Source organism: Sphingosinithalassobacter tenebrarum, from assembly GCF_011057975.1.
GTDB classification, from domain to species: domain Bacteria; phylum Pseudomonadota; class Alphaproteobacteria; order Sphingomonadales; family Sphingomonadaceae; genus Sphingomonas; species Sphingomonas tenebrarum.
This window is the reverse complement of the sequence record NZ_CP049109.1, coordinates 1,136,242-1,157,653: the sequence shown is the minus strand read 5'-3', so window position 1 is coordinate 1,157,653 and position 21,412 is coordinate 1,136,242. Positions and strand designations below refer to the sequence as shown.

The following is a 21,412-nucleotide window of genomic DNA, read 5'->3' as shown; positions in this document are numbered from 1 at the left end:
TAAGTATACTCATGAGTTTCTTTTGCCATGAGTGCGCAAAGCCGGAAAAACCGGCGCGCCGACAAATGAGTGAGAGGAGGCTGTGAACATGGCACAGCAAACCGTGGTCATTACCGGTGCCAGTTCGGGCATCGGACTGGAAGCCGCCAAGATGTTCGCCGCGCGCGGCTGGCACGTCATCGCCGCCGGACGCACGCCTGAGCGCTGCGAGGCGGCCCGCTCCGCCATTGCTGCTGCTGCGGCGGAGGGGGGAGACGTCGACTTCCTGACGGCCGACATCTCCGAATTGGCCGAGGCCCGCCGGCTGGGCGAGGAGATTGCCCGGCTGGCGCCCGAAATTCATGTTCTCATCAACAATGCGGGGGGCGTTCGGGACGCTTATTACGAAACATCCGAGGGCGTGGAAGCAACCTTTGCCGCCAATCATCTCGGCCCGTTCGAACTGACGCGGACGCTGCTTCCCACGCTCGAACGCACTGCCGCCGGGGCACCAGCCGGATCGGTGCGCATTATCGCCGTCAGCTCGCTTGCCCACCACAGATGTCCCGGAATGAACTGGGACGACTTCAACCTCGGCGACGACTTCGATGCGAATGCCGCTTATTGCCAGGCGAAGCTGGCCAACATCCTGTTCACGCGCGAACTCGCGCGGCGTGTCGCCGACGACGGCATCGTCGCGCAAAGCATGCATCCAGGACGCGTTGACAGCAATTTCGCCAGCCATGGCGATCAGACCCTGCGCAGCCACATGACGGCAGCGGATTGCGATCCGCCGCAAAAGCCCGCCGAGACGCTGGTCTGGATGGCGACCGCACCCGAAGCCGGTTTTCCAACGGCCCGCTTCTTCTTCGACAAGGCCGAGGCGGAAGCCGCCCCTCAGGGCAGCGACGACGAGGCGGCCCGCCGCCTGTGGGCCGCCAGCGAAGCCGCCGTGGAACAGGTCATGGCGCACAATGCGTAGCCCCGCACCTCACCAGGGGAAGGGGCAGCAGCATGTATCTTCGTGAATTCGGGACGCATTGGGAAAGGTTTCTGTCCGCCGCCATCGGCGTCGGCCTGGGATCGGCGCTCAGCTATTATACGCTGAGCCTGTTCGGTCCGCCGCTGCTCGAGGAATTCGGCTGGTCGAAAGCCGAATTCGCGCTGGTCGGCTCGCTGCCCCTCCTGACCGGCATCCTCGTGCCCGTCGCGGGGCGCCTGACCGACCGTTTCGGTACCCGCCTCGCCGCCAGCGTGGGCTTCGCCGGCATGACCCTGGGCTATTTTGCCTATATGTTCATGAGCGGAAATCTCACCGAATTTTTCGCAATATATATCGTCCAGCACATATTCGGCATTCTCACCACGTCGCTGGTCTTCGCCCGGGTGGTGGTCGAAAAATTCGATCGCGCGCGGGGCATCGCGCTATCGCTGCTGATGACGCCGCCGCCCTTGTTCGGCGCGATCGCCGCGCCCTTGCTCGGCGGGCTGATCGACGACCATGGCTGGCGCGCCGCGTACGGGGCGCTGGGGCTCGTCACCGGCGCCGGCGGTCTGACCGCAATATTGCTGATGGGCCGGCATCGGCGCCGCGAAGGCCCGCCTCCGCCCCCTTCCAGACTGAGCTGGGCGCAGTTCGGGCAGTTTTTAAAGCATCCGACGCTCATCCTCATCCTGATCGGCATGTTGCTCGTCAATCTGCCGCAGGCCTTTGCCACTTCGCAGTTGAAACTGGTGCTCATGGACGGCGGCGTGACGAACCAGACCGCGACGTGGATGATGTCGGTCTATGCCGTCGGCGTCATCGTCGGGCGCTTCGCCAGCGGTCTCGCACTCGACAGGATGCCTGCGCACATCGTCGCGCTGGCGGCGCTCGGCCTGCCTGCCATCGGCTATTTCCTGCTCGTCGGGGAGGTCACTTCGCTTCCGGTCCTTGTCGGTGCCATGTCCATCGTCGGATTTGCGCAAGGCGCCGAGGCCGATATCGGCGCCTTCCTGATCAGCCGAAAATTCCATCTGGAGAATTTCAGCCTGCTTCTCAGCCTGCTGACGACGATGGTGCTGACCGGATCGGCCGTGGGGGCCCTGTTGATGAGCTGGATCGTCGGTTCGACCGGCAACTATGATGCTTTCCTGTATGTCGCCAGCGTCTCCACATTGGTGGGCGCGACCTTCTTCGTACTCATCGGACGGACATCCGCCCGGACGGAAGACGCGCGGCAAAGCTGATGTAGTCACGGATATCGTTTACCAACTTCAGGTCCCCTAGACCCAGCGTCGCATCAAGTCGATAACGGTCGGCACTATCGGACTCGAGCAGGGGCTAGCGTGGACTTTGGCTCGGCAGGCTGGCCGGGCGCGCCGCTCTCACCGCTATTCATCGTGAAATACGGCGACGAGACATGGCCGATGCCAGGCTCGGTTGAGCAGCGAGACGCGGTCCCTGCCCAGCCAGTAAAAGGCCGACTTGCTTACCGATCGATAAGTTCAACCACCCCTTGCGCATATCCCAGGCCCATTCTTATCGATCGGAAAGATTTGACTTGCACGGACATCGATACGGAAAAACTTATTGGGCTCAGTTATGCGCGCAATCATCCGGTCCCCCCAGACGCTCGGCAGCGCACTGCGCCGGGCAAGACGCGCCGCCGGGCTTACGCAGAAGGAATTGGGCGCGCGAACCAATCTTCGACAGGCGACGATTTCGAACCTCGAGAAAGGCGAAGGCGCAAATCTCAAAACGCTGTTCGCCATACTCACCTTCCTCAAGCTCGAATTCGAACTGCGGGAGCGCAGCCAATCCGCCCCGGCACTGGACGACATCTTCTGATGGCCCACAGGTCTTCGACACTGCGCGTTGTCCTGAACGGCCGCCAGGCCGGGCTTCGCTCCAGGGCCGCCAACGGGGCGGTCGGGTTTCGCTACGCTCCGGACTGGCTCGCAGGGGAACATACACAGCCGGCTTCGCTCTCACTCCCACTCAACACCACACCTATTCCGGCGCCGCCGTTACCGCAGTCTTCGACAATCTGCCTTCCGACAATGACGATATCCGCCGCCGCATCGCCGCGCGCTTCGGAACGAAGGGCACCGACTTCTGCAGCCTGCTCGCCGCGATAGGCCGCGATTGCGTCGGCGCCTTACAGCTTCTTCCCGAAGACGAAGCACCGCACCTGCCGGCGCGATCGAAGCCGAGCCCCTGAACGACGCGGATATCGCCGCGATGCTGCGTAACCTCGGCAGGGCGCCGCTGGGGCTCGAACCGGACGACGCCTTCCGCATCTCGATCGCCGGGGCCCAGGAAAAGACCGCTTTGCTGTGGTGGCAGGATCGCTGGCACAAACCACTGGGCACGACCGCCACGACGCATATCTTCAAGCCCCGGATCGGCGAACTGCCGAACGGCATCGACCTCTCCAACAGCGCCGAGAACGAGAATCTCTGCCTTACCTTCCTCGCTGCTTTGGGACTTCCGGTGCCGCCAAGCGAAATCGCCCGTTTCGAGGAGCAGCCGGTGCTGATCGTCGAACGCTTTGATCGGCTCTGGGCACGCGATGGGCGCCTGCTTCGCCGTCCGCAGCAAGACGTCTGCCAGGCATTGTCGGTCCCGCCGACGCGAAAATATGAGGATCATGGCGCCACGGGTGTTGCCGATATCAGGCGGCTGTTCGCCGGGAGTGACCGGCCCGACATCGATAGGCGGATGCTGATGAAGACGATCATCGCCTTCTGGCTAATCGGCGCCAGCGACGGTCACGCCAAGAATTTCAGCATCTTCCTGTTGCCAGGAGGCCGCTTCACGGCCACGCCGCTATATGATGTGCTTTCAGCCGAGCCGAGCTTCGCGGCGCACCAGATCAACCAACGCCAGCTGCGGCTCGTCATGGCGATCGGCGACCACCGCCGGTACCGTCCCGACGAAATCGCGCCGCACCACTTTCTCCAGTTGGCCATTCGCGCGGGCTATGACCAGGAAGCCACGCGCACGATCTTGCACGAGCTCAGCACTATCGCCGAGCGAGCGTTCGTAGCCGCAGCGGCCGCGATGCCCGACAGCGTGCCGGCAGCCTTGATCGATCCGATCGGCGTCGCCATCCGGCAGCGGATCGAACGTATCGATCTGATGTGAGTAAGCGCCCAATGGGCCGGCCTGCTTCGTATCGACGAAACCGCGCATCCTGCGGACCGCAACAGGGTCTCGCCGTCCGCGCAGCCTGATGGACCAGGAGCGAATAGCACACCTCTACAGACCCGTTACGGGAACAACTTGGCGTTACGTGACTTGGTTCTAGCAAGCGTACTGGAGGACAAATCTTGACCGAGGAGCAGCGCGATCAAGAGCAGGACGGCGGTATGTACCGCCGCTTCATGGCGATGATCGCTACGTCGACCTTCGTCATGTTCGTACTGATGTACTTCAATACCTATAGCAGCGATCACATATTATTTAGTGAGACGCGCTTTTGGATGGCGTTCGTGATGGGTGCGGCGATGATGGTCGTCATGCTGCTCTTCATGTGGTCGATGTATCGCAACCGCACCAAAAACTATATCATCCTCGCGGTCGCTGTCACGGTATTCGGGATCGCACTCTGGCTGGTACGTAGCCAGACCACCATCGACGACAGCGAATATATGAAGGCGATGATCCCGCACCATTCGATCGCGATCATGACGAGCGAACGGGCGCATATCCGCGATCCGCGCGTCCGTGAGCTCGCCAAGGACATCATCGTCGCCCAGCGGCGCGAAATCGCCGAGATGAGATATCTGATCGAGGATATCGAGCGGAACGGCGTGCGCACAAGCGAGCGCATGCCGCGCGAGGAGGAACTGAAAGCGCCGAGGGAGGCAGCACGATGATCCGCCTGACGCTGCTCGTCGTCGCCGCGCTGCCGCTGATCGCGCTTGGCGGCTGTAACCGCAACACCGCCCCGGGCAACGACCGCGAGGCGCAAGTCGACGCGGCGCCGAGCCCGGCGCCCCGGACGCCTGCCGCTCAGGCGCTTTCAGGAGTTGCCGTCGCGGCCGTACAGCCCGAAACGATGACCGACGCGGACATTGCCAGCCTGGGCGGGCCGGAGGGCATGTGCAGCATTCGACTGACGCGCGTGGGACTGCCCTCCTTCGTGCATACCGGTCTCGATCGAACGGGCGCGATCAAGCTCAACGGCAAGCTCATCCCAATGCGTGCGCAGCGGGAGGGGATGTTTGCCGATGACGGGCTGCGCGTAGCCATCCTGCCGCTGGACGACAAATTCGATTCGAACGGTCTCCGCGAGGCCGAAATGATCGTCATGCTCCCCGGCGCCGAGGATGAAATCGGCTTTCGCGGCTATGAGGATTGCTCGCGCCGTATCGACAGACCAGTCAAAGGAGAGGCACGATCCTTCGTATCTTCTCCCTGGCCCAGCGCCGCGCTCGGCACTACGGCTCTGATTCCGCTACTCGCCGTTGCGGCGCTACTTGAGATCAAAACCGGGGGGCGACCATGTCGCGGCCGACGATCCTCTCGACACGTCCGTCGGTTGGGCGCTCGACACTAGGATGCGTAACTGGGTGAAGGCACGCGCAAGCAGTTTCGAGGCGGCGCAATTCACGCCCTCAATGGTGTTTCCAACGTGAAGCGGCGACTGTCGGGATGACGCGGCGTGAGCCGATAGGGCGGCGGCGACACCAAGTGCGCCCGGCATGCGTCGCCATATGGATGCCGTCGGCGAGCAGAACCATCGAGCCGGTCCAGAGACCGGCGGCGCTTCGACGACCAGCAGCGGTAAGCGCGACGACCCAGCGGATGCGACGAGCACGCGTCTCGTGCGATGCCGCGAGGAAGTCGTGATCGTGCGCGGAGCCATGGGGAAACCGCGATACATGACTCCGGTGTGACCGCGCCGCACTGGGTTCAACAGCAACGATCGCGCCCTGCCCCTGCCTATCGACCTACCAGCGCTCTGCCATGATGCAGCTTGGGCACTGCAGCGACACTCCGCCGCCGGTCGTCGCTATTGCTCGGCCCTAGCCGAATAGCGCGTGGGACTGCGCATCCAGGCATCGATGGCGGACTGACGCCATCCGATGCAGCGATCGCTGATCTGGATGCTTTTCGGGAAGCTGCCGTCATGCATCTTGCGATACATGGTCGAGCGACTGAGGCCGGTGCGCTCAAGCACTGCTTCGAGACGAAGGATGCGGTCGGGGGTATCAGACATCGGATGGTCCTTTCGGGCTCAGGATTTGGGGCGGGAACGCGCGAAGGCGCGGTCGCTGTCGAGAAAGCTCTGGAGCATGTAGGGGATGAGGTCGGCGACGCTCGCCGTCTCACCATAGGTCTCGCGATAGGCATCGGCATAGGCGGTCAGCGACTGGTGCAGGTCGGGAAGGACCATGATCGCAATCTTGATCGGGGTGCGGTCGGGGATGCGCGCGAGGCGAAGCTCGGGCATCGGAAACTCCTTTCAATGCCAGGAACGAAGGATGAGGTCGCGGTGGACGGCGAGGCGCACACGCGTGCCGGGCCTGATCGTGATCGTCGGCTGGACGCCGAGATTGCGCTCGGTGATCCGGTCGCTGGCACGCGCCACATTGTCCTGCGTGGATGGTCGAATCGCCTCGAGCAGATCGCTGCCGCCCGACAGCGCGAGTTCCGGCGTCACGCCTAGCAGGGTGGACAGCGCAATGCCCTTGATCAGCGACCAACTGTGGAAATCGACCTTGCCGGCGAGCCCCGCATAGCCCGAGGGGTCAGTGGCCGGGACATCGTCGATGCGAAGCGAGCTGCCATCGGAAAAGACGATCCGCTGCCACACAACGAGCGCGCGCGACTGGCCATAGGCGACGACGCTGTCATAAGTGCCGATCAGTCGCGCGCCCTGGGGGATCAGCAGCAGACGCCCCGTCGACGAATCGAAGACGTTCTCACTGACTTGCGCGGTCACCAGCCCCGGCACGTCCGAGCGTATGCCGGTGATCAGGCTGGCGGCGATGACGCTGCCCGCCGAGAGCACATAGGGCGAAGCCGGCGCTTCGATGCGGTGCGGATTGACCGGAGCACCGGAATCGTTGCCCGAAGCGGACGCCAGCCCGGCCTGTCGCCAGCGATCCTGTAGTCGAAGCGGAGCCGTTCGAGCGCTAGCCCTTCCGCCACCGGTGCCCGCGCTTCGGCTTCGGCTGCTGCGCGGTGAAGCGCGATCAGCGCGTCCTGCGGATAGGTCCGGGCGAGGCTCGCCATCGCCTCCCCCTCCCCGCTCGACATCGCCAGATGATAGACACGCCGGTCGGTGGTGATGATGAGGTTGGTGGCGAGGTCGCTCGCGAACGGCTTGACCAGCACATGGGTGCGGCGATCTTGGCGGCCAGTTCGGCCTCGATGCGTCGCTGCCGCTTCTCCTCAACCGGGTCAATGCCGTCAATTATCTCGGCGCGGGCCAGGTCACGCTTCTTGCGCGCATCGCGCAACGACACTTCGGGAAACGAACCCAGCGACAATTTCCGCTCGGTGCCAAATATCTTGTAGCGAAAGCGCCACAAGAGGGCCCCCGTGCACCAACAGGAAGAGCCCGTCGGCATCTGGAACCTTATATGCACGCGCCTGCGGTTTGAGCGCGCGAATCTCCACAGTCGTAAGCATGGGGTGGGCCGCGCCTCCTGCGATGTTCGTGGTCCACCGATTCGTGGTCCACTTTGGGTGGGCCACGATGGAACATAATGAGAATTCGTGGGACCAGCAGGAGACGTTTTACCGCAGAATTTCGCGGTTTTCTACAATGTTCTCATTATGTCGTGGTGCCGCTTACAGGACTCGAACCTGTGACCCCCGCATTACGAATGCGATGCTCTACCAGCTGAGCTAAAGCGGCCCGGGGCAACCGGCGGATTTGCCGGTCGAGGCCGCGGCGCTTACCAGCAGTCTTCGCGGCTGACAAGCGGTTCGACTGCGTATCGCCAGCTTTACGCGTCGTTTACCACACAGCGTGCACAAGGGGCTTACCGGATTTCGGGTTTTCAGCCCCAGTGGAGCATGCGCATGGATATGGCCCCCCGCGGACTAAGCGATCGTAACGAGCGCCGGCGCGAGGATGAGGACGACGCCGCGATGACCGAGCGGCCGCTCGACATCGGCACCGACGAACGTCGGATGCACGTGCGCGCCTATAATCATTGGGTTTCGCTGCTTCAGGGCCGCGCCTATCCTTCGATCGAGGATCTCGATCCGGGCAATATCGCCGATTTCGGCCCGCACAGCGTGCTGCTCGATTTCACCGGCGGGATCGAGGATCCGGCGATTCGCTATCTCGGCGCGGCGCTGCGCGAGGAATGCGGCGTCGACGGATCGATCACGCACATCGCCCAGGTGCCCAGCCGTTCGCTGCTTTCGCGCCTGACCGATCACTATCTCCAGATCATCGCAAATCGCGCGCCGATCGGATTCGAAGCCGAATTCATCGGCCAGCGCGGGCACAACACGCTCTATCGCGGCATCCTGATGCCCTTTTCCTCGGACGAGGACACGATCGATTTCATCTATGGCGTGATCAACTGGAAGGAACTGGTCGACGCCGAGACGCAGGCCCGGCTGGCCGCAGAGGTCGAGGAATCGCGCCGCGCCGTGCCGCGCCCCTCGCCGACCGCACCGGTCTGGGCCGACGGACCCAGCGCCGGAATTTCGCAGGAAGCGGCCGAACCCAAGGCTCCCGCGCTGCTCCCCTCGGGCCTGTCCGACCGGCTGATGCTCGCGCGCGAATCGGCCGCCGCCGCGCGCGCCTCGGACACGCGCAGCCGCGCCGCGCTCTATCGCGCGCTCGCCCGCGCCTATGATTTCGCCCGCGCGACCGAGGCCGACGAAGACGGCTATGTCGCGATTCTCGACTCGGCGGGACTGAAGCGTCAGGAGCGCGCCCCGATGACCCCGGCGGTGAAGCTCGTCTTCGGCGCCGATTACGACAAGACGCGCGTTACCGAATTCGCCGCCGTGCTGGCCCATGCGCGGCGCAACGACGTGCCCGAAGGCGAACTCGACGGATTTCTCGATTCGGCCGAGGGCGGCATCAAGGGCATCGTCAAGGCCGAGCGCGCGCTGCGCCGCCCGGCGAAAAAGCCCGATATCTTCGCGCGCGCCGCGGAAGAACTGCGCGAACGGCCGCCGCTCGCCCATGTCCCGATCCGCGCGGTCGACGATTGCGACTTCGTGGTGCTGGTCGCGCGGCCGGGCGAGGACGGGCTCGACATCGTCGCGACGGTGCCCGGCGACCGCGCGCTGATCGAACGCGCGGTGAAGAAGGCCGCCGCCTAAATCCCTCGCCGCGTCGCGGCAAAGCCCTTCGCAGCTGCGGCAAGCCTTGAGGTCGTGCGCGCACGGGAGCATAGCCCCGCGCATGACGAAAAACACCTTGAAAACGCTGGCGGCAGAGCTCGAATCGCATCTCACCGACGGCGCGTTGCCCGGCGAGCTGGAAGGCTTTGACGAAGAGGCCCGCGCCGAGGCCGCACAATTTCTGGCCAAGGCTGCGGTCCACCGCCGCACCGGCGATTCGCGCATCGAGATGGCGACCTATCTCGCCGATGGCCGGCGGCGGATGCGGCTTGCCGTCGCCAATGACGACATGCCCTTCCTGGTCGATTCGATCGCCAGCGCCATTGCCGCGCACGACATCGTCATTCACCGGATCATCCACCCGATCATTCCGGTGACGCGCGACAAGGACGGGACGATCGTCAAGGTCGGCGAAGGCCATCCCGAATCGATGATCTACATCGAAATGGAGCGCGGCGAGGCCCGGCTGCGCCGCGCGCTGGCGGCCGATATCGAACGCACGCTCGATCAGGTGCGCGATGCGGTCAGCGACTGGCCCGAACTGATGCGCGCGATGGCGGCCGATATCGAACGCATCGAATCGGAGGAAGGCGCCGCGCTGGTGCGCTGGTTCCACGATGGCAAGATGACGCTGCTCGGCCACGAACGCTGGGCACGCGACGGCAGCGCCAGCGACCAGCTGGGGCTGTGCCGCTATACGCTCGACGTTCCGATCCTCGCGGAAAGCTCGCGCGCTGCTGCGCTGCAATGGTTCGAGGAAGGCGGAGAGGCACCGCTGCTGCTCAAATCCAATGCGGTGTCGCCGGTGCATCGCCGCGTTCCGCTTGATCTGGTGGTCGTGCCGCTGCGCGACGACGATCGGATCACCGGCCTTTCGATCCATGCCGGGCTGTGGACCAGCGCGGCGATGCATACCCAGCCGCGCGACGTGCCGGTGCTGCGCACCCGGCTGGGGATGCTGGAGCGCAAATTCGGCTTCGATCCCGCCGGCCATACCGGCAAGGCGATGCAGCATGCGCTGCAGTCGCTGCCGCATGATCTGATCACGGCCTTCCCGGCCGAAGCGCTGGAAACGCTGGCGATGACGGCGATGTCGGTGGCCGATCGCCCGCGCTCTAAGCTGGTGCTGATCCGCAGCGCGCTGGGGCGGCACCTCTTCGCCTTCGTCTGGCTGCCGCGCGACGAGGTCTCGACCGGCCACCGCACCGCGATCGGCGGCATGCTGACCAAGGCGGCGCATGCCAGGCTGATCAACTGGTCAATCGCGCTCGAAGACGGCGTCGTCGCGCTCATTCGCTATACACTCGACTTGCGTGACGGCGGCGTGATGCCCGACGCGCAGGCGCTCGACAACGAACTCGAACACATGATGCGCGGCTGGGTGCCGGCGGTGGAGGCCGCGCTCTCCGATCGCGTGGGCCAGCGCGCGACGCGGCTGGCGCTGCGCTATGCCGGCGCCTTCCCCTCCGCCTATCGCGACGAGAATGACGCCGAAGAGGCGGCGCTGGACATATTGCGGCTTTGCGCGCTCTCGGGGACCGACGCGCGGTCGGTGCGCATCTGCCCGGTGCCCGGCCGCCGCGACATGATCCGCGTAAAACTCTATCGGCTGGGAGGCGCGCTCGCGCTGTCGGACGCCGTGCCGGTGTTCGAAAATTTCGGCTTTCACGTCGTCGAGGAAGTACCCACACGCCTGACCGACGGCACCGAGGCCTATGTCCATGATTTCGAAGTCTCGGTCGTCGGCGGTATCCCGGATGCGATCCGCGACGACCCCAAGGTGGTCGAGGACGCGATCGCCGCGGTGCTCGAAGGCCGGGCGGAGAATGACTCGTTCAATCGCCTGATCGTCGAAGCGGGCGTTTCGCCCGCCTCGGTCGTTCTGTTCCGCGCCTGGTTCCGCTATCTGCGCCAGACGGGCCTGAGCTACGGCCTGTCCACCGTCGTCGACGCGCTGCGCCGCGCGCCCAAGGTCGCCGCCGCGCTGATCGAGCGGTTCGCGATCGCGCATGATCCCTCGCGCCAGCCGGCCGACGAGGAAGCCATCGCCAGGGCCGATCGCGCGATCGCATCAGGGCTCGACGAAGTTTCCGCGATCGACGACGACCGCATCCTGCGCACGTTCAGCGGTGTCATCGGTGCGACGCTGCGCACCAATGCCTATGCGGCCGCGAGCGAGGAAGCGCTCGCCTTCAAGCTCGACAGCGCGCAGGTCCCCGGCCTGCCCAAGCCGCTGCCGTGGCGCGAGATCTTCGTCTATTCGCCGCGCGTCGAGGGCGTCCATCTGCGCGCTGGCCCGGTCGCGCGCGGCGGGCTGCGCTGGTCCGACCGGCGCGACGATTTCCGCACCGAAATCCTCGGCCTGATGAAGGCGCAGCGCGTCAAGAACGCCGTCATCGTGCCGACCGGCGCCAAGGGCGGCTTCTATCCCAAGCAGCTTCCCGATCCGCGTCAGGATCGCGACGCCTGGTTCGAGGAAGGCAAGGAAAGCTACCGCATCTTCATCCGTGCGCTGCTTTCGGTCACCGACAATATCGTCAAGGGCGAGGTCGTTCATCCCGACGACGTCACCATCCTGGACGACGACGATCCCTATTTCGTCGTTGCGGCGGACAAGGGCACCGCGACCTTCTCCGACGTCGCCAATGCCATCGCGATCGATCGCGGCTTCTGGCTGGGCGACGCCTTCGCGAGCGGCGGCAGCCACGGCTATGACCACAAGGCGATGGCGATCACCGCGCGCGGCGCCTGGGTCTCGGTGCAGCGCCATTTCCTCGAAATGGGAATCGATGTGCAAAGCGAACCGGTGCGCGTCGCCGGCTGCGGCGACATGTCCGGCGACGTGTTCGGCAACGGCATGCTGCTGTCGAAAGCGATCAAGCTGGTCGCTGCCTTCGATCACCGTCACATCTTCCTCGATCCCGACCCCGATCCGGCGAAAAGCTGGGACGAGCGCAAGCGGATGTTCGATCTGCCGCGATCGAGCTGGGACGATTATGACCGCTCGCTGATCTCGAAGGGCGGCGGCGTCTTCGCACGCACCGAGAAATCGATTCCGCTCACGCCGGAAATCCGGGAATTGCTCGGCATCGACGCGAAGGAGCTCGATCCTTCCGCGCTCATTTCCGCGATCCTGCGCGCGCCGGTCGACCTGCTCTGGTTCGGCGGCATCGGAACGTACATCAAGTCCAGCGACGAGAATAATGTCGAGGTCGGCGATCCCGCCAATGATCGGCTGCGCGTCGACGCGAACATGGTGCGCGCCAAGGCGGTCGGCGAAGGCGCCAATCTGGGCGTCACCCAGGCGGGCCGCATCGAATTCGCCGCGGCCGGCGGGCGGATCAACACTGACTTTATCGACAATTCGGCGGGCGTCGATTGCTCGGACAACGAGGTCAACATCAAGATCGCGCTCAACCGCGAGATGAACGAAGGCGACCTGAAGTTCGAGGAGCGCAACAAGCTGCTCGCGCAAATGACCGACGATGTCGCGGCGCTGGTGCTCGAGGACAATCGCCTGCAGACGCTGGCATTGTCGTTCATGGAAAATGACGGCGCCCGCGCGCTGCGCTCCTATGTCCGTGTGATCGAGATACTGGAGGCCTCCGGCCGGCTCGACCGCGCGGTCGAGGGGCTGGCGGCGAATGACGACCTGCTGCGTCGCGCGCAGGAAGGTCGCGGCCTTACCCGTCCCGAACTCGCCGTGTTGCTCGCCACTGCCAAGCTGGCGCTGCAGGACGCGGTCGAGGCATGCGAGCTCGGCAAGCAGGAACTGCTCGAACCCGATCTCTACGGTTCCTTCCCCACCGCGATGCGCGAACGTTTCCCCAAGGCGATCGCCGAGCACCGGCTGCGCGGCGAAATCGTCGCGACCAAGCTGGCCAATCGCATCATCAACCGGCTGGGCGTACTCCACCCGTTCGAACTCGCCGAAGAGGAAGGCGCGGCGATGGGCGACATCGCATCGATGTTCATCGTTGCCGAGCGCCTGTTCGGCCTTCAGGAAATCTGGGAAGCAATCGAAACCGGCGAAATGTCGGAGGAAGCGCGCATCGCGCTGTTCGACGAAGTCGCAGTGGGCGCGCGCAGCCAGATTGCCGACCTGCTGCGCACCGTCCGCCCGGGCGAAGCCGCTTCCGATGTGATCGAGCGGCTCGAAAAGGGCATCGCCAATCTCGACCGCCAGGCCAAGGACCTGCTGCTGGAAGAAGTCCGCACGCAGAGCGGGCGGATTTCGGAGAAGCTCGAATCCGCCGGCGCGCCCGCCGAACTCGCCGCGCGCGTCGTGCGGCTGTTCGAACTGGACGGCGCGGTCGGCCTCGCCGATCTCGGCGAGCGGCAGGGCATCGACGAAACCGTGCTGACGCGGGCCTTTACGCATCTGGGGCAGGTGCTCGGGCTCGACTGGGCGCAGGCCAATGCCGCGCGCGTCTATACCGGCGATCCGTGGGAGCGGCTGCTGATCGCCAGCCTGGCACGCGATTTCCAGCAATTGCGACTGGATTTCCTCGCCCGCCGCGAAGGCAAGGATCCCGAAGCGGCAGTCGATGCGTGGCTGGAGGATCAGGCTGATCGCGTCGACCAGTTCGTAAAGCTGGTCGAACGTGCCAAGCTGGCCGCTTCACCCAGCGCGGCGATGCTCGCGCAAATCGCAGGACAGGCTCGGGTGTTGCTGGCGCGCTGATCGAACCGCAAACTACCGGTTTGTGCTGAGCTTGTCTAAGCCTGTCCTGAGCGACTGCCGCAGGCAGGCAGTCGAAGGGCACTGTTCTTTCTTCTTCCAACCGCGGAAAAGAAGAACGGTGCTTCGACAGGCTCAGCACCAACGGAGTGTGAGGCAAGCGAGTGGCCCACCGAGGTGGAGGCAAGATTCCCAATCTTTGGCCTCTCCAAGCCCCACCATCCACACCCGTTCGCCCTGAGCTTGTCGAAGGGCGCCCTTGCGATCGTGAGCACGCCCTTCGACAGGCTCAGGGCGAACGGACTGGGGGCAACGGGTCGATGGGGAACACCCCTTCGCGACATGGTAAGCATATCACGCTACACTGGCGCGCATGCTGCGCATCCTCACGCTCTCCACGCTCTTCCCCGATGCCTCGCGCCCCAATTTCGGGGTGTTCGTCGAACAGCAGACGCGCGGCATCGCGCGGCGCGATGATCTCGACGTCCGCGTCGTGGCGCCGGTGGGGCTCCCGCCCTGGCCGCTGACGCTGCACCCCCATTATCGCGCCCGCGCACATCTGCCCCGGCACGAACAATGGCGCGGGCTCGACGTGATCCGGCCGCGCTTTCTGAATCTGCCGGGCACCGGCGGTCGATTTCACCCGCGCATGATCGCGGCCGCGCTTGCTTCGAAGCTGGAAAGGTTGCGCGCGGAATTTCCGTTCGATCTCATCGCCGCCGAATTCTTTTATCCCGACGGCCCGGCGGCGATGCGGCTGGCGGAGCGGTTCGACGTGCCCTTTTCGATCAAGGCGCGCGGTTCGGACGTGCATTACTGGGCGAATAATCCAAAGACGCAGGACATGTGCCTCGCCGCCGGTCGAGCCGCCGGGGGGCTGCTCACCGTATCCGACGCGATGAAACGCGATCTGGTGACGCTCGGCCTCGACGAGGCCAGGATCGAGCGCAGTCTGACCGGAGTCGACCAGGCGCGCTTCCATCCGCGCGATCGCGCCGCGGCAAAGGCGAAGTTCGGCGTGTCCGGTCCGTTCGTGGTCGCACTGGGATCGCTGACGCCGAACAAGGATCACAGCATGGTGATCGATGCCGTCGCGAAGCTGCCCGACGTCACCTTGTGGATCGTGGGGCAAGGCTTTGAACAGCCGATGCTGGAAGCGAAGATCGCCGAGCACGGCATCGGCGATCGCGTGCGGCTGACCGGCCCGGTGCCGCATGCCGACATGCCCGAACTGCTCGCCGCGGCCGATGCGATGGCGCTCGCCTCGCGATCGGAAGGGCTGGCCAATGCCTGGGTCGAATCGCTCGCCAGCGGCACGCCGATCGTCATTCCCGATGTCGGCGGCGCGCGCGAAGTGATGCGCGAAGGCGCCGGCTTCATCGTCGAGCGCAATGCCGACGCCTTTGCCGTGGGCATCGCGGCCGTGCTCGCCGAGCCGCCCGAAACCGAAAGCGTCGTCGCCGCGGCCCGCCCCTTCACCTGGCCCGCCAATGCCGAGCATCTTTCGGATTTCTACCACCGGCTGGTGGCGGCGCATCGCGGCCAGCGTGTCTCACACTTGTAACACAGCGCGAAAATGCCGATGTTCGCTCCGAAGGAGCTGATTCATGGCCAAGAAGAAGAAGTCGAAGAAGGACAAGGGCCCCAAGCCGATCCTGCCCAAGGAAATCGCCGGGATCAAAGTGCCCAAGAAGCTGCGCAAGGAAAGCGGCAAGATCGCCGAGATCGCGCGCCATCCGGTGGTTGCGGAAATGATGGCGGTCGGGATTGCCGCAGTCGTGGCGGGCCTGCGCGAACGCAAGGCCGAGGCGCCCCGGGCGCCGGAAACCCCTGAAGCGCCCGAGGCTCCCGAAGCGAAGCGGTCGCCCAAGGCGCCGGCGGCTCCCAAAACCCCGCGCGCACCGAGGAAGCCGGCAAGCGGCAGTTGAGAGCGGTCAGCCCCGAGCGGGCCGCTTTCGCGCCAAGCTGCCGCAACCCGAACCGGAAGAAAGAAGAAGTCGCATTCCCGCTTCCGCGCGAATGACGAGTTGCTCGAGTACCGGACGCGATCACGCCTCCAGCGGATACAACGCCCCGGCAATCCACCGCTGCTCGCCGCGCAACATGCCCCAGGCACGCGCGGCGGCACGGCTGTCCATCACTTCGACACCGATCCCGCGTACCGCCAGTGCCTGGGTGAACGCCGCCGGAGGCCGCACCAGCGCGCTTCCGGTCCCCAGCAGCAGAAACTCCGGTTGCGGATCGATCGCGAGCAGCGTCGCCAGATCGCCCTCGCCCAGCGCCGCGATCGGCGGCGGCGACCAGCTGTCGGCACGGACCGGCGAAATCACCAGCGCGGGATAGACGCCGTCATCGACCACGAAACCGCCGGCGGAAAAGCCGGATATCACCGGCCCTTCCGCACCCATGCGGTCCATCCGCATCAGGGAAGCTCTTTGGCTTTCACGCGCTCGGCACCCGCCGGTCCGGCTTCGGGCGGGACGAAGCTGTGCGGCCCCACCTTGGCATAGATCAGGATCGGATTGGCGATGTAGATCGACGAATAGGTGCCGATGACAATGCCCAGCAGCATCGCGACCGAGAAGCCGAAGATCACTTCGGGGCCGACCAGCACCAGAGTCGCCAGCGCGATGATCAGCGTCAACGACGTCACGATCGTCCGCGCCAGCGTCTCGTTGGTCGAAAGGTTGAGCAGCGGCACGATTTCCATCTTGCGGTATTTGCGCAGATTCTCGCGGACGCGGTCATAGACGACGATCGTGTCGTTCAGCGAATAGCCGATGATCGTCAGGATGGCCGCGACGATGTTCAGGTTGAACTCAAGTTGCGTGATCGCGAAGAAACCGAACGTCAGCGCGACGTCGTGCCCCAGCGAGAAGAGCGCGCCGATGCCGAACTGCCATTCGAAGCGGATCCAGATATAGACCGCGATCGCCAGCATCGCGAGCGCGAGCGCCAGCGCGCCCTTCTGGAACAGCTCCTCGGATACCTTGCCCGACACCGTGTCGACCGATCCAATGGTGGCGCCGGGCCAGGTGGTGGTGATGAACGCGCGGAGCTGGTCGCCCTGTTCGTCGGTCGCCTCGGCGCCGCCTTCGGGCAGCGGCATGCGGATCGCCACGTCACGCGCGTCGCCGAACTGCTGGATGGCGCTTTCGCCCAGCCCCAGCCCGTCGATCCGTTCGCGGACCTGGTTGATCGGCACCGGCTGGGCAAAGGTGACGCGCACCATCTGCCCGCCGGCGAAATCGACGCCGAAGTTGAGGCCGCGAATGGCGACCAGCGCAATCGAGGCGACGATCAGCAGGATCGAGACAGCCATGAACACCGTGCGCAGGCGCAGGAAATCGATGTTCGTATTCTCGGGTACGAGTTTCAGCGGACGCATATCAGAGCACCAGTTCCTTGGGCCGCTTCTTCAGCCAGTTCGACACCATCAGGCGCGTGAAGGTGACCGCAGTGAACACCGACGTCACGATACCGATGGTCAGCACGACGGCGAAGCCGCGGATCGGGCCCGAGCCGAAGATGAACATGATTGCCGCCGCGATCACATTGGTGATGTTCGCGTCGAAAATCGCGCGGGTCGCTTCCTTGTAGCCGAATTCGACCGATTGCAGCACCCCGCGCCCGCGTCGCTGCTCCTCGCGGATGCGTTCGTTGATCAGCACGTTGGCGTCGACCGCCGCGCCGATCGTCAGCACGAAGCCGGCGATGCCCGGCAGCGTCAGCGTGGCGTTGAACAGCCCCATGATGCCGATGATCATCAGGATGTTCACGATCAGCGCGACCGTGGAGTAGACGCCGAAGCGGAAATAGGTGATCAGCATGAAGGCCATGACGAGCACCGTCGCCAGCACCGATGCCAGTGCGCCCTTGTTGATCGAATCCTGGCCGAGTTCCGGGCTGACCGTCGACTGGTCCATCACCTTGAGACGGATCGGCAGCTTGCCCGAGCGCAGCGCGATGGCGAGCTGATTGGCGCTCTCCACCGTGAAGCCGCCCGAAATGCGCGCCTGACCGCCGATAATCGGTTCGTCGATGCGCGGCGCGGAAATCACGACATCGTCGACGATGATCGCAAAGGGCTCGCCGGTATGTTCGGTGGTGACGCGCGCGAAGCGGCGCGTGCCCGCGCCGTTGAGCGTAAGCTGCACCACCGGCGCGCCGGTCTGCTGGTCATAGCCCTGGCTCGCCTTGGTCAGCATGTCTCCGGTGATCATCGCGTTTCGCTTGACCACGATCGGCGTGCCGTCTTCCATCTCGAGCACTTCGCTGCCGACCGGCGCGATGCCCTGCATCGTCTGCGCGACATCGGCGGTCGTATCGACCAGCTTGAATTCGAGCAGCGCGGTCCTGCCGAGCAAATCCTTGAGCTCGGTCGGATCGCCGAGACCGGGCACCTGAACCACGATACGTTCCGAACCCTGGCGGATGATCGTCGGCTCGCGGGTGCCGAGTTCGTCGATACGGCGGCGGACGACTTCGGTTGCGTCGCCCATCGCCTGATCGACGGCGCTGGCGATGCCCGAATCGGTCTGGGTCAGCACGACCCGCGACGTGTCGACGACATCGAAATCCCAGTCGCGCTGGCCATTATCGTTGCTGAGCAGCGGCAACAGTCGCTCGCGAACCGCATCGACCCGGCTCGCGTCGCGCACCATGAAGCTCACGTTTCCGTCGCGGATCGAAATATCGCCGATCTCGATCCGCGGATCGCCGCGCAACTCCTGGCGCACGGTTTCGCGCATCGTATCGAGCCGGTCGGCGCGGAACTGCGCCACATCGCCTTCGAGCAGCAGATAGCTGCCCCCCGCAAGGTCGAGGCCAAGGTTGACGGTCGGCTTGGGCACCCAGCCGGGCAAGGCGTTACGAGCCGTTCCAGGCAGCAGGCTGGGGACCGCCATCAGCACACAGACGACGATCGCCACCCATGTGAGCCACACCTTCCAGCGCGGAAAATCGAGCATCAGTCGTTCGCAGGCTTGCCGCCGAGCGGCTGGACATCGGTAAGCGTGGACTTGACCACCTTCACCTTCATGCCCTGCGCCACTTCGACTTCGACATATTCCTCGTCGACCTTGGTCGCCTTGCCGACCAGGCCGCCCGCGGTGATCACCGTGTCACCCTTCTTGACCGCCGCGATCGCGTTCTGAAGCGTCTTCATCCGCTTCTGCTGCGGACGGATCATCAGGAAATAGAAAGCGACGAAGATGAGCACCATGGGCAGGATGCCGCCCAAGAAGCCCGGCCCAGCGGCGGCCTGCTGCCCCGCCTGTTGCGCATATGCTGGTGAAATGAACATGGGTTCCCGATTGCCTGGGTTCGAAGGAGCGAGATGCCCCGTTTCAAGCGGCGCGCGCTATCACGGGTAGCGCGCGGGCGCAACTGCCGGAGCGTTGCGCGCACGCGGCGGGCCGTGCGCATCCCGGGCGCCGGCGACGCGGGCACCGGCGCTCTACAAGTCGCTCATTTGCCAACTACCCCCGCAGCCCGGGCGCGGCCCAGTACGACATTCCCGTGCTACGGGACAAATTCCTCCGACAAGAACAAGCGCAAAGACTTGCATCCGCGCCCCCGCGCGCCTAGATGCCTGCGCCTCGGTCGGGGCGTAGCGCAGCCTGGTAGCGCATCACACTGGGGGTGTGGGGGTCGCTGGTTCGAATCCAGTCGCCCCGACCAATTCAAGATCGGCACATTGCCGCGTTGCAGACGCGACATTGTCGACCGCTGACCTCCATCGACATGCTCTCGGCCAGGCGCGCGCGATCGCGGCGGGCCGCTCCGATGGATTTCTATCGTCAGCAGGCACCGATCAGGGAAAATCAGTTCGCAGGAACGTCGGGATCGCCGTCGGCCAGGCAATTCACCGTCGGGTCCATCGTGTTCATCTCGGCCCCCTGCGGCGGCGTGCGGCCGGGCAGCAGCCGGGTATAGGCGTCGAGCGCCCCGGCGATCGTATCGCCCATGTCGAGCGCGCTCATCGCGCGGCTGGTGGCGTAATAGGTCAGCAGCCGCCGTGCCGCCTCGCGGTCGCCGCTTTCGATCATTTTCCGCGCGCTACGCTCCACCCAATCGAGGTCGCCGCGCGTCTCCGCCTCGAACGCAGTCAGCATCGAGGTGACCACCGGCAGCAGCCGGTCGGGCGCCGAGCAGGCATAATACATCACCCGCTTGAAGGTGCGCCCGGCGAAGCGTGTCGCCTCCTGCATCTGGAAATCGGGATTGAGGAAGGTCGATGCCGCGTCCTTGGTGAGATAGCGATGCGCGGCATATTCCATCGGCACCTGGGTAACGCCCAGCCACCAGACATTGAACGGCGCGGCGACCGATCCCGTCGGCGCGACCCACATGCGGACCAGATCGGGATCGGTGCGGTCGCGGTGCAGGCTGACCACCTGGCCATAGCCCGAATCATCGTCGACCACGCGCGGATCGCGCACCCGCGCCATCAGATCGGCTTCGGTCAGCGGCGCCATCGCGCGCGTCGCGCGTTCCATGTCGCCCGGCGACATCAGTTTGATCCCCGGTTCGCGATAGTCGCGAATGTCCTGATCGCCATAGACATGCTGAACGTTGAACGGCTTGCCCGCGGCCGGATCATACCAGCCCTGTTCGATGGCGAAGGAAATGAAATTGTCCGACGCCATGTAATCGGAATTGTCGGCGATGTCGGTGGGAATCTCTCCGATGCCGCCGGGATAGAGGACACGGACATCGTCCGGCCCCAGCCGTTCGGCGACCCACAGCCCCTTGCCGCCGGCCAGCTCCCACACCACCCAGCCTTCGTCGGGATCGGCGATCAGATGGGTGTTGCCGCCATAGGTGGCAAAGCCGTGCCGCGCGATCAGATCGCCGATGATCTCAACGCCTTCGCGCGCGGTGCGGGCGCGCTCCATCACGATACGGGCAAGGTCGGAATATTGCAGGCCGCGCTGCGGCCTGGGCGTCATCGCGACCAGCTCGCTGCGGCTCGGCGCCCAGACGTCGCGAACCGCGACCTGATGTTCGTTCACCCCGCCATTGGTGAGCGGCGCGGGAAAGCCCTCGAAATCCGAATAGGCCATCTGCATGTAGCGGAACGTGTGCGCCACCTGGGGGATTTCGAACAATTCGCCGGGGATCACGGCATCGCCGGTAACGCCCACCCGCATCATCGTGCCGGGCGGATAGTCGCGCGCGGGCACGATCTCCAGCCAGTGGCTCGACACTTCCTCGCCGGTGCCGCCCATCATCACGCTGCCGTCCTCGGTCAGGTTCTTCCCGACATAATATGCGTAACTCGCCTGTGCCGAGGTGGCGAGCAGCAGCGACCCGAGGGTGAGGAGGGTGATGAAGGCGTGGCAGATGGTCCGGCAGGCGGAAGCGGCAGAGGACAGGGTTTTCACTCCGTTGGTTGTGTCAGGCCGGCACTATCCGGCGCGTGGGGCGGCGGGTCAAAC

At 64.9% G+C, this 21,412-nt stretch carries 20 protein-coding genes, 2 tRNA genes and 1 pseudogene; 12 read left to right on the top strand and 11 right to left on the bottom strand.

The genetic code is table 11. From position 1 onward, the window contains the following. Positions 1–88: 88 nt before the first annotated feature. The 7 genes from G5C33_RS05795 to G5C33_RS05770 all read left to right on the top strand — a co-directional run bounded on the left by G5C33_RS05795 (position 89) and on the right by G5C33_RS05770 (position 5,525). Entirely contained in the window at positions 89–961 is an 873-nt protein-coding gene (locus tag G5C33_RS05795) for an SDR family NAD(P)-dependent oxidoreductase (protein ID WP_228275202.1), read from the top strand. Between the two features lie 32 nt (positions 962–993). Next, positions 994–2,208, top strand: coding sequence for an MFS transporter (locus G5C33_RS05790; RefSeq protein WP_165326346.1), 1,215 nt, complete (start codon positions 994–996; stop codon positions 2,206–2,208). A 355-nt stretch (positions 2,209–2,563) separates the two neighbouring features. Further along, the gene (locus G5C33_RS19285; RefSeq protein ID WP_165326345.1) at positions 2,564–2,809 is read left to right on the top strand and encodes a helix-turn-helix domain-containing protein; all 246 of its coding nucleotides are present in this window, start codon (positions 2,564–2,566) and stop codon (positions 2,807–2,809) included. Continuing rightward, on the top strand, positions 2,712–3,182 hold the full coding sequence (locus G5C33_RS19525) for a HipA N-terminal domain-containing protein (protein WP_407698076.1): 471 nt from the start codon (positions 2,712–2,714) through the stop codon (positions 3,180–3,182). The genes G5C33_RS19285 and G5C33_RS19525 overlap by 98 nt, the downstream gene beginning before the upstream one ends. Before the next feature lie 20 nt (positions 3,183–3,202). Continuing rightward, positions 3,203–4,108: a HipA domain-containing protein gene (locus G5C33_RS05780; RefSeq protein ID WP_206518639.1), complete on the top strand. Its 906-nt coding sequence runs from the start codon at positions 3,203–3,205 to the stop codon at positions 4,106–4,108. A 245-nt stretch (positions 4,109–4,353) separates the two neighbouring features. Beyond that, positions 4,354–4,842, top strand: a complete 489-nt coding sequence (locus tag G5C33_RS05775; RefSeq protein ID WP_165328725.1) for a DUF305 domain-containing protein — start codon at positions 4,354–4,356, stop codon at positions 4,840–4,842. Beyond that, positions 4,839–5,525, top strand: a complete 687-nt coding sequence (locus G5C33_RS05770) for a DUF6692 family protein (RefSeq protein ID WP_206518638.1) — start codon at positions 4,839–4,841, stop codon at positions 5,523–5,525. The genes G5C33_RS05775 and G5C33_RS05770 overlap by 4 nt, the downstream gene beginning before the upstream one ends. Positions 5,526–5,981: 456 nt before the next feature. Here the strand turns inward: G5C33_RS05770 and G5C33_RS05765 are convergent, their stop codons facing one another. The 6 genes and pseudogenes from G5C33_RS05765 to G5C33_RS05745 all read right to left on the bottom strand — a co-directional run bounded on the left by G5C33_RS05765 (position 5,982) and on the right by G5C33_RS05745 (position 7,835). Beyond that, complete coding sequence (locus tag G5C33_RS05765; RefSeq protein WP_165326344.1) at positions 5,982–6,188, bottom strand: helix-turn-helix transcriptional regulator; 207 nt, start codon at positions 6,186–6,188, stop codon at positions 5,982–5,984. 18 nt (positions 6,189–6,206) lie between these two features. Further along, positions 6,207–6,422, bottom strand: coding sequence for a DUF2274 domain-containing protein (locus tag G5C33_RS05760; protein WP_165326343.1), 216 nt, complete (start codon positions 6,420–6,422; stop codon positions 6,207–6,209). A 12-nt stretch (positions 6,423–6,434) separates the two neighbouring features. After that, entirely contained in the window at positions 6,435–6,983 is a 549-nt protein-coding gene (locus G5C33_RS19275; RefSeq protein ID WP_407698066.1) for a TrbI/VirB10 family protein, read from the bottom strand. After that, positions 6,947–7,309 carry a TrbG/VirB9 family P-type conjugative transfer protein gene (locus G5C33_RS19270; RefSeq protein WP_228275275.1) on the bottom strand — a complete coding sequence of 121 codons (363 nt, stop codon included), beginning with the start codon at positions 7,307–7,309 and terminating at the stop codon, positions 6,947–6,949. Before G5C33_RS19270 ends, G5C33_RS19275 begins: the two co-directional genes overlap by 37 nt. A gap of 104 nt (positions 7,310–7,413) precedes the next feature. Then, a pseudogene (locus G5C33_RS19520) lies at positions 7,414–7,545 on the bottom strand (Arm DNA-binding domain-containing protein); the annotation flags it as partial. A 214-nt stretch (positions 7,546–7,759) separates the two neighbouring features. Further along, positions 7,760–7,835: transfer RNA gene (locus G5C33_RS05745), tRNA-Thr, on the bottom strand. A gap of 167 nt (positions 7,836–8,002) precedes the next feature. Here G5C33_RS05745 and G5C33_RS05740 point away from each other — a divergent pair. The 4 genes from G5C33_RS05740 (at position 8,003) to G5C33_RS05725 (ending at position 15,898) form a co-directional block, all read left to right on the top strand. Continuing rightward, positions 8,003–9,268 carry a PAS domain-containing protein gene (locus G5C33_RS05740; RefSeq protein ID WP_165326340.1) on the top strand — a complete coding sequence of 422 codons (1,266 nt, stop codon included), beginning with the start codon at positions 8,003–8,005 and terminating at the stop codon, positions 9,266–9,268. 82 nt (positions 9,269–9,350) lie between these two features. Then, positions 9,351–13,973, top strand: coding sequence for an NAD-glutamate dehydrogenase (locus tag G5C33_RS05735; protein WP_165326339.1), 4,623 nt, complete (start codon positions 9,351–9,353; stop codon positions 13,971–13,973). 370 nt (positions 13,974–14,343) lie between these two features. Then, complete coding sequence (locus G5C33_RS05730; protein ID WP_165326338.1) at positions 14,344–15,534, top strand: glycosyltransferase; 1,191 nt, start codon at positions 14,344–14,346, stop codon at positions 15,532–15,534. Between the two features lie 43 nt (positions 15,535–15,577). After that, positions 15,578–15,898, top strand: coding sequence for a hypothetical protein (locus G5C33_RS05725; RefSeq protein WP_165325323.1), 321 nt, complete (start codon positions 15,578–15,580; stop codon positions 15,896–15,898). Positions 15,899–16,018: 120 nt separating this feature from the next. Here G5C33_RS05725 and G5C33_RS05720 read toward each other — a convergent pair whose 3' ends face one another. The 4 genes from G5C33_RS05720 to yajC are packed head-to-tail and all read right to left on the bottom strand — an operon-like array spanning position 16,019 to position 19,275. After that, positions 16,019–16,393, bottom strand: a complete 375-nt coding sequence (locus G5C33_RS05720) for an Mth938-like domain-containing protein (RefSeq protein WP_165326337.1) — start codon at positions 16,391–16,393, stop codon at positions 16,019–16,021. Continuing rightward, a complete protein-coding gene (gene secF / locus G5C33_RS05715; protein WP_165326336.1) occupies positions 16,393–17,358 on the bottom strand; it encodes a protein translocase subunit SecF in 966 nt (321 codons plus the stop codon). Before secF ends, G5C33_RS05720 begins: the two co-directional genes overlap by 1 nt. A 1-nt stretch (position 17,359) precedes the next feature. Then, positions 17,360–18,940 (bottom strand): protein translocase subunit SecD, encoded by a 1,581-nt coding sequence (gene secD, locus G5C33_RS05710; RefSeq protein ID WP_165326335.1) that lies wholly within the window; start codon positions 18,938–18,940, stop codon positions 17,360–17,362. Next, positions 18,940–19,275: a preprotein translocase subunit YajC gene (yajC, locus tag G5C33_RS05705; RefSeq protein WP_165326334.1), complete on the bottom strand. Its 336-nt coding sequence runs from the start codon at positions 19,273–19,275 to the stop codon at positions 18,940–18,942. The genes secD and yajC overlap by 1 nt, the downstream gene beginning before the upstream one ends. A gap of 300 nt (positions 19,276–19,575) precedes the next feature. Here yajC and G5C33_RS05700 point away from each other — a divergent pair. After that, positions 19,576–19,652 (top strand) — tRNA-Pro (locus tag G5C33_RS05700). A 143-nt stretch (positions 19,653–19,795) separates the two neighbouring features. Here the strand turns inward: G5C33_RS05700 and G5C33_RS05695 are convergent. After that, positions 19,796–21,358, bottom strand: a complete 1,563-nt coding sequence (locus G5C33_RS05695) for a C69 family dipeptidase (RefSeq protein WP_228275201.1) — start codon at positions 21,356–21,358, stop codon at positions 19,796–19,798. Positions 21,359–21,412 lie beyond the last annotated feature (54 nt).

Bases quoted from the DNA above. Each gene is read 5' to 3' on its own strand.
- G5C33_RS05760 (WP_165326343.1), bottom strand. From the start codon at position 6,422: ATGCCCGAGCTTCGCCTCGCGCGCATCCCCGACCGCACCCCGATCAAG.
- secF (WP_165326336.1), bottom strand. From the start codon at position 17,358: ATGCGTCCGCTGAAACTCGTACCCGAGAATACGAACATCGATTTCCTG.
- G5C33_RS05795 (WP_228275202.1), top strand. From the start codon at position 89: ATGGCACAGCAAACCGTGGTCATTACCGGTGCCAGTTCGGGCATCGGA.
- G5C33_RS05790 (WP_165326346.1), top strand. From the start codon at position 994: ATGTATCTTCGTGAATTCGGGACGCATTGGGAAAGGTTTCTGTCCGCC.
- G5C33_RS05720 (WP_165326337.1), bottom strand. From the start codon at position 16,393: ATGCGGATGGACCGCATGGGTGCGGAAGGGCCGGTGATATCCGGCTTT.
- G5C33_RS05740 (WP_165326340.1), top strand. From the start codon at position 8,003: ATGGATATGGCCCCCCGCGGACTAAGCGATCGTAACGAGCGCCGGCGC.
- G5C33_RS05730 (WP_165326338.1), top strand. From the start codon at position 14,344: ATGCTGCGCATCCTCACGCTCTCCACGCTCTTCCCCGATGCCTCGCGC.
- G5C33_RS05770 (WP_206518638.1), top strand. From the start codon at position 4,839: ATGATCCGCCTGACGCTGCTCGTCGTCGCCGCGCTGCCGCTGATCGCG.
- G5C33_RS05775 (WP_165328725.1), top strand. From the start codon at position 4,354: ATGATCGCTACGTCGACCTTCGTCATGTTCGTACTGATGTACTTCAAT.
- G5C33_RS05725 (WP_165325323.1), top strand. From the start codon at position 15,578: ATGGCCAAGAAGAAGAAGTCGAAGAAGGACAAGGGCCCCAAGCCGATC.
- yajC (WP_165326334.1), bottom strand. From the start codon at position 19,275: ATGTTCATTTCACCAGCATATGCGCAACAGGCGGGGCAGCAGGCCGCC.
- G5C33_RS05765 (WP_165326344.1), bottom strand. From the start codon at position 6,188: ATGTCTGATACCCCCGACCGCATCCTTCGTCTCGAAGCAGTGCTTGAG.
- secD (WP_165326335.1), bottom strand. From the start codon at position 18,940: ATGCTCGATTTTCCGCGCTGGAAGGTGTGGCTCACATGGGTGGCGATC.
- G5C33_RS19285 (WP_165326345.1), top strand. From the start codon at position 2,564: ATGCGCGCAATCATCCGGTCCCCCCAGACGCTCGGCAGCGCACTGCGC.
- G5C33_RS05735 (WP_165326339.1), top strand. From the start codon at position 9,351: ATGACGAAAAACACCTTGAAAACGCTGGCGGCAGAGCTCGAATCGCAT.
- G5C33_RS05780 (WP_206518639.1), top strand. From the start codon at position 3,203: ATGCTGCGTAACCTCGGCAGGGCGCCGCTGGGGCTCGAACCGGACGAC.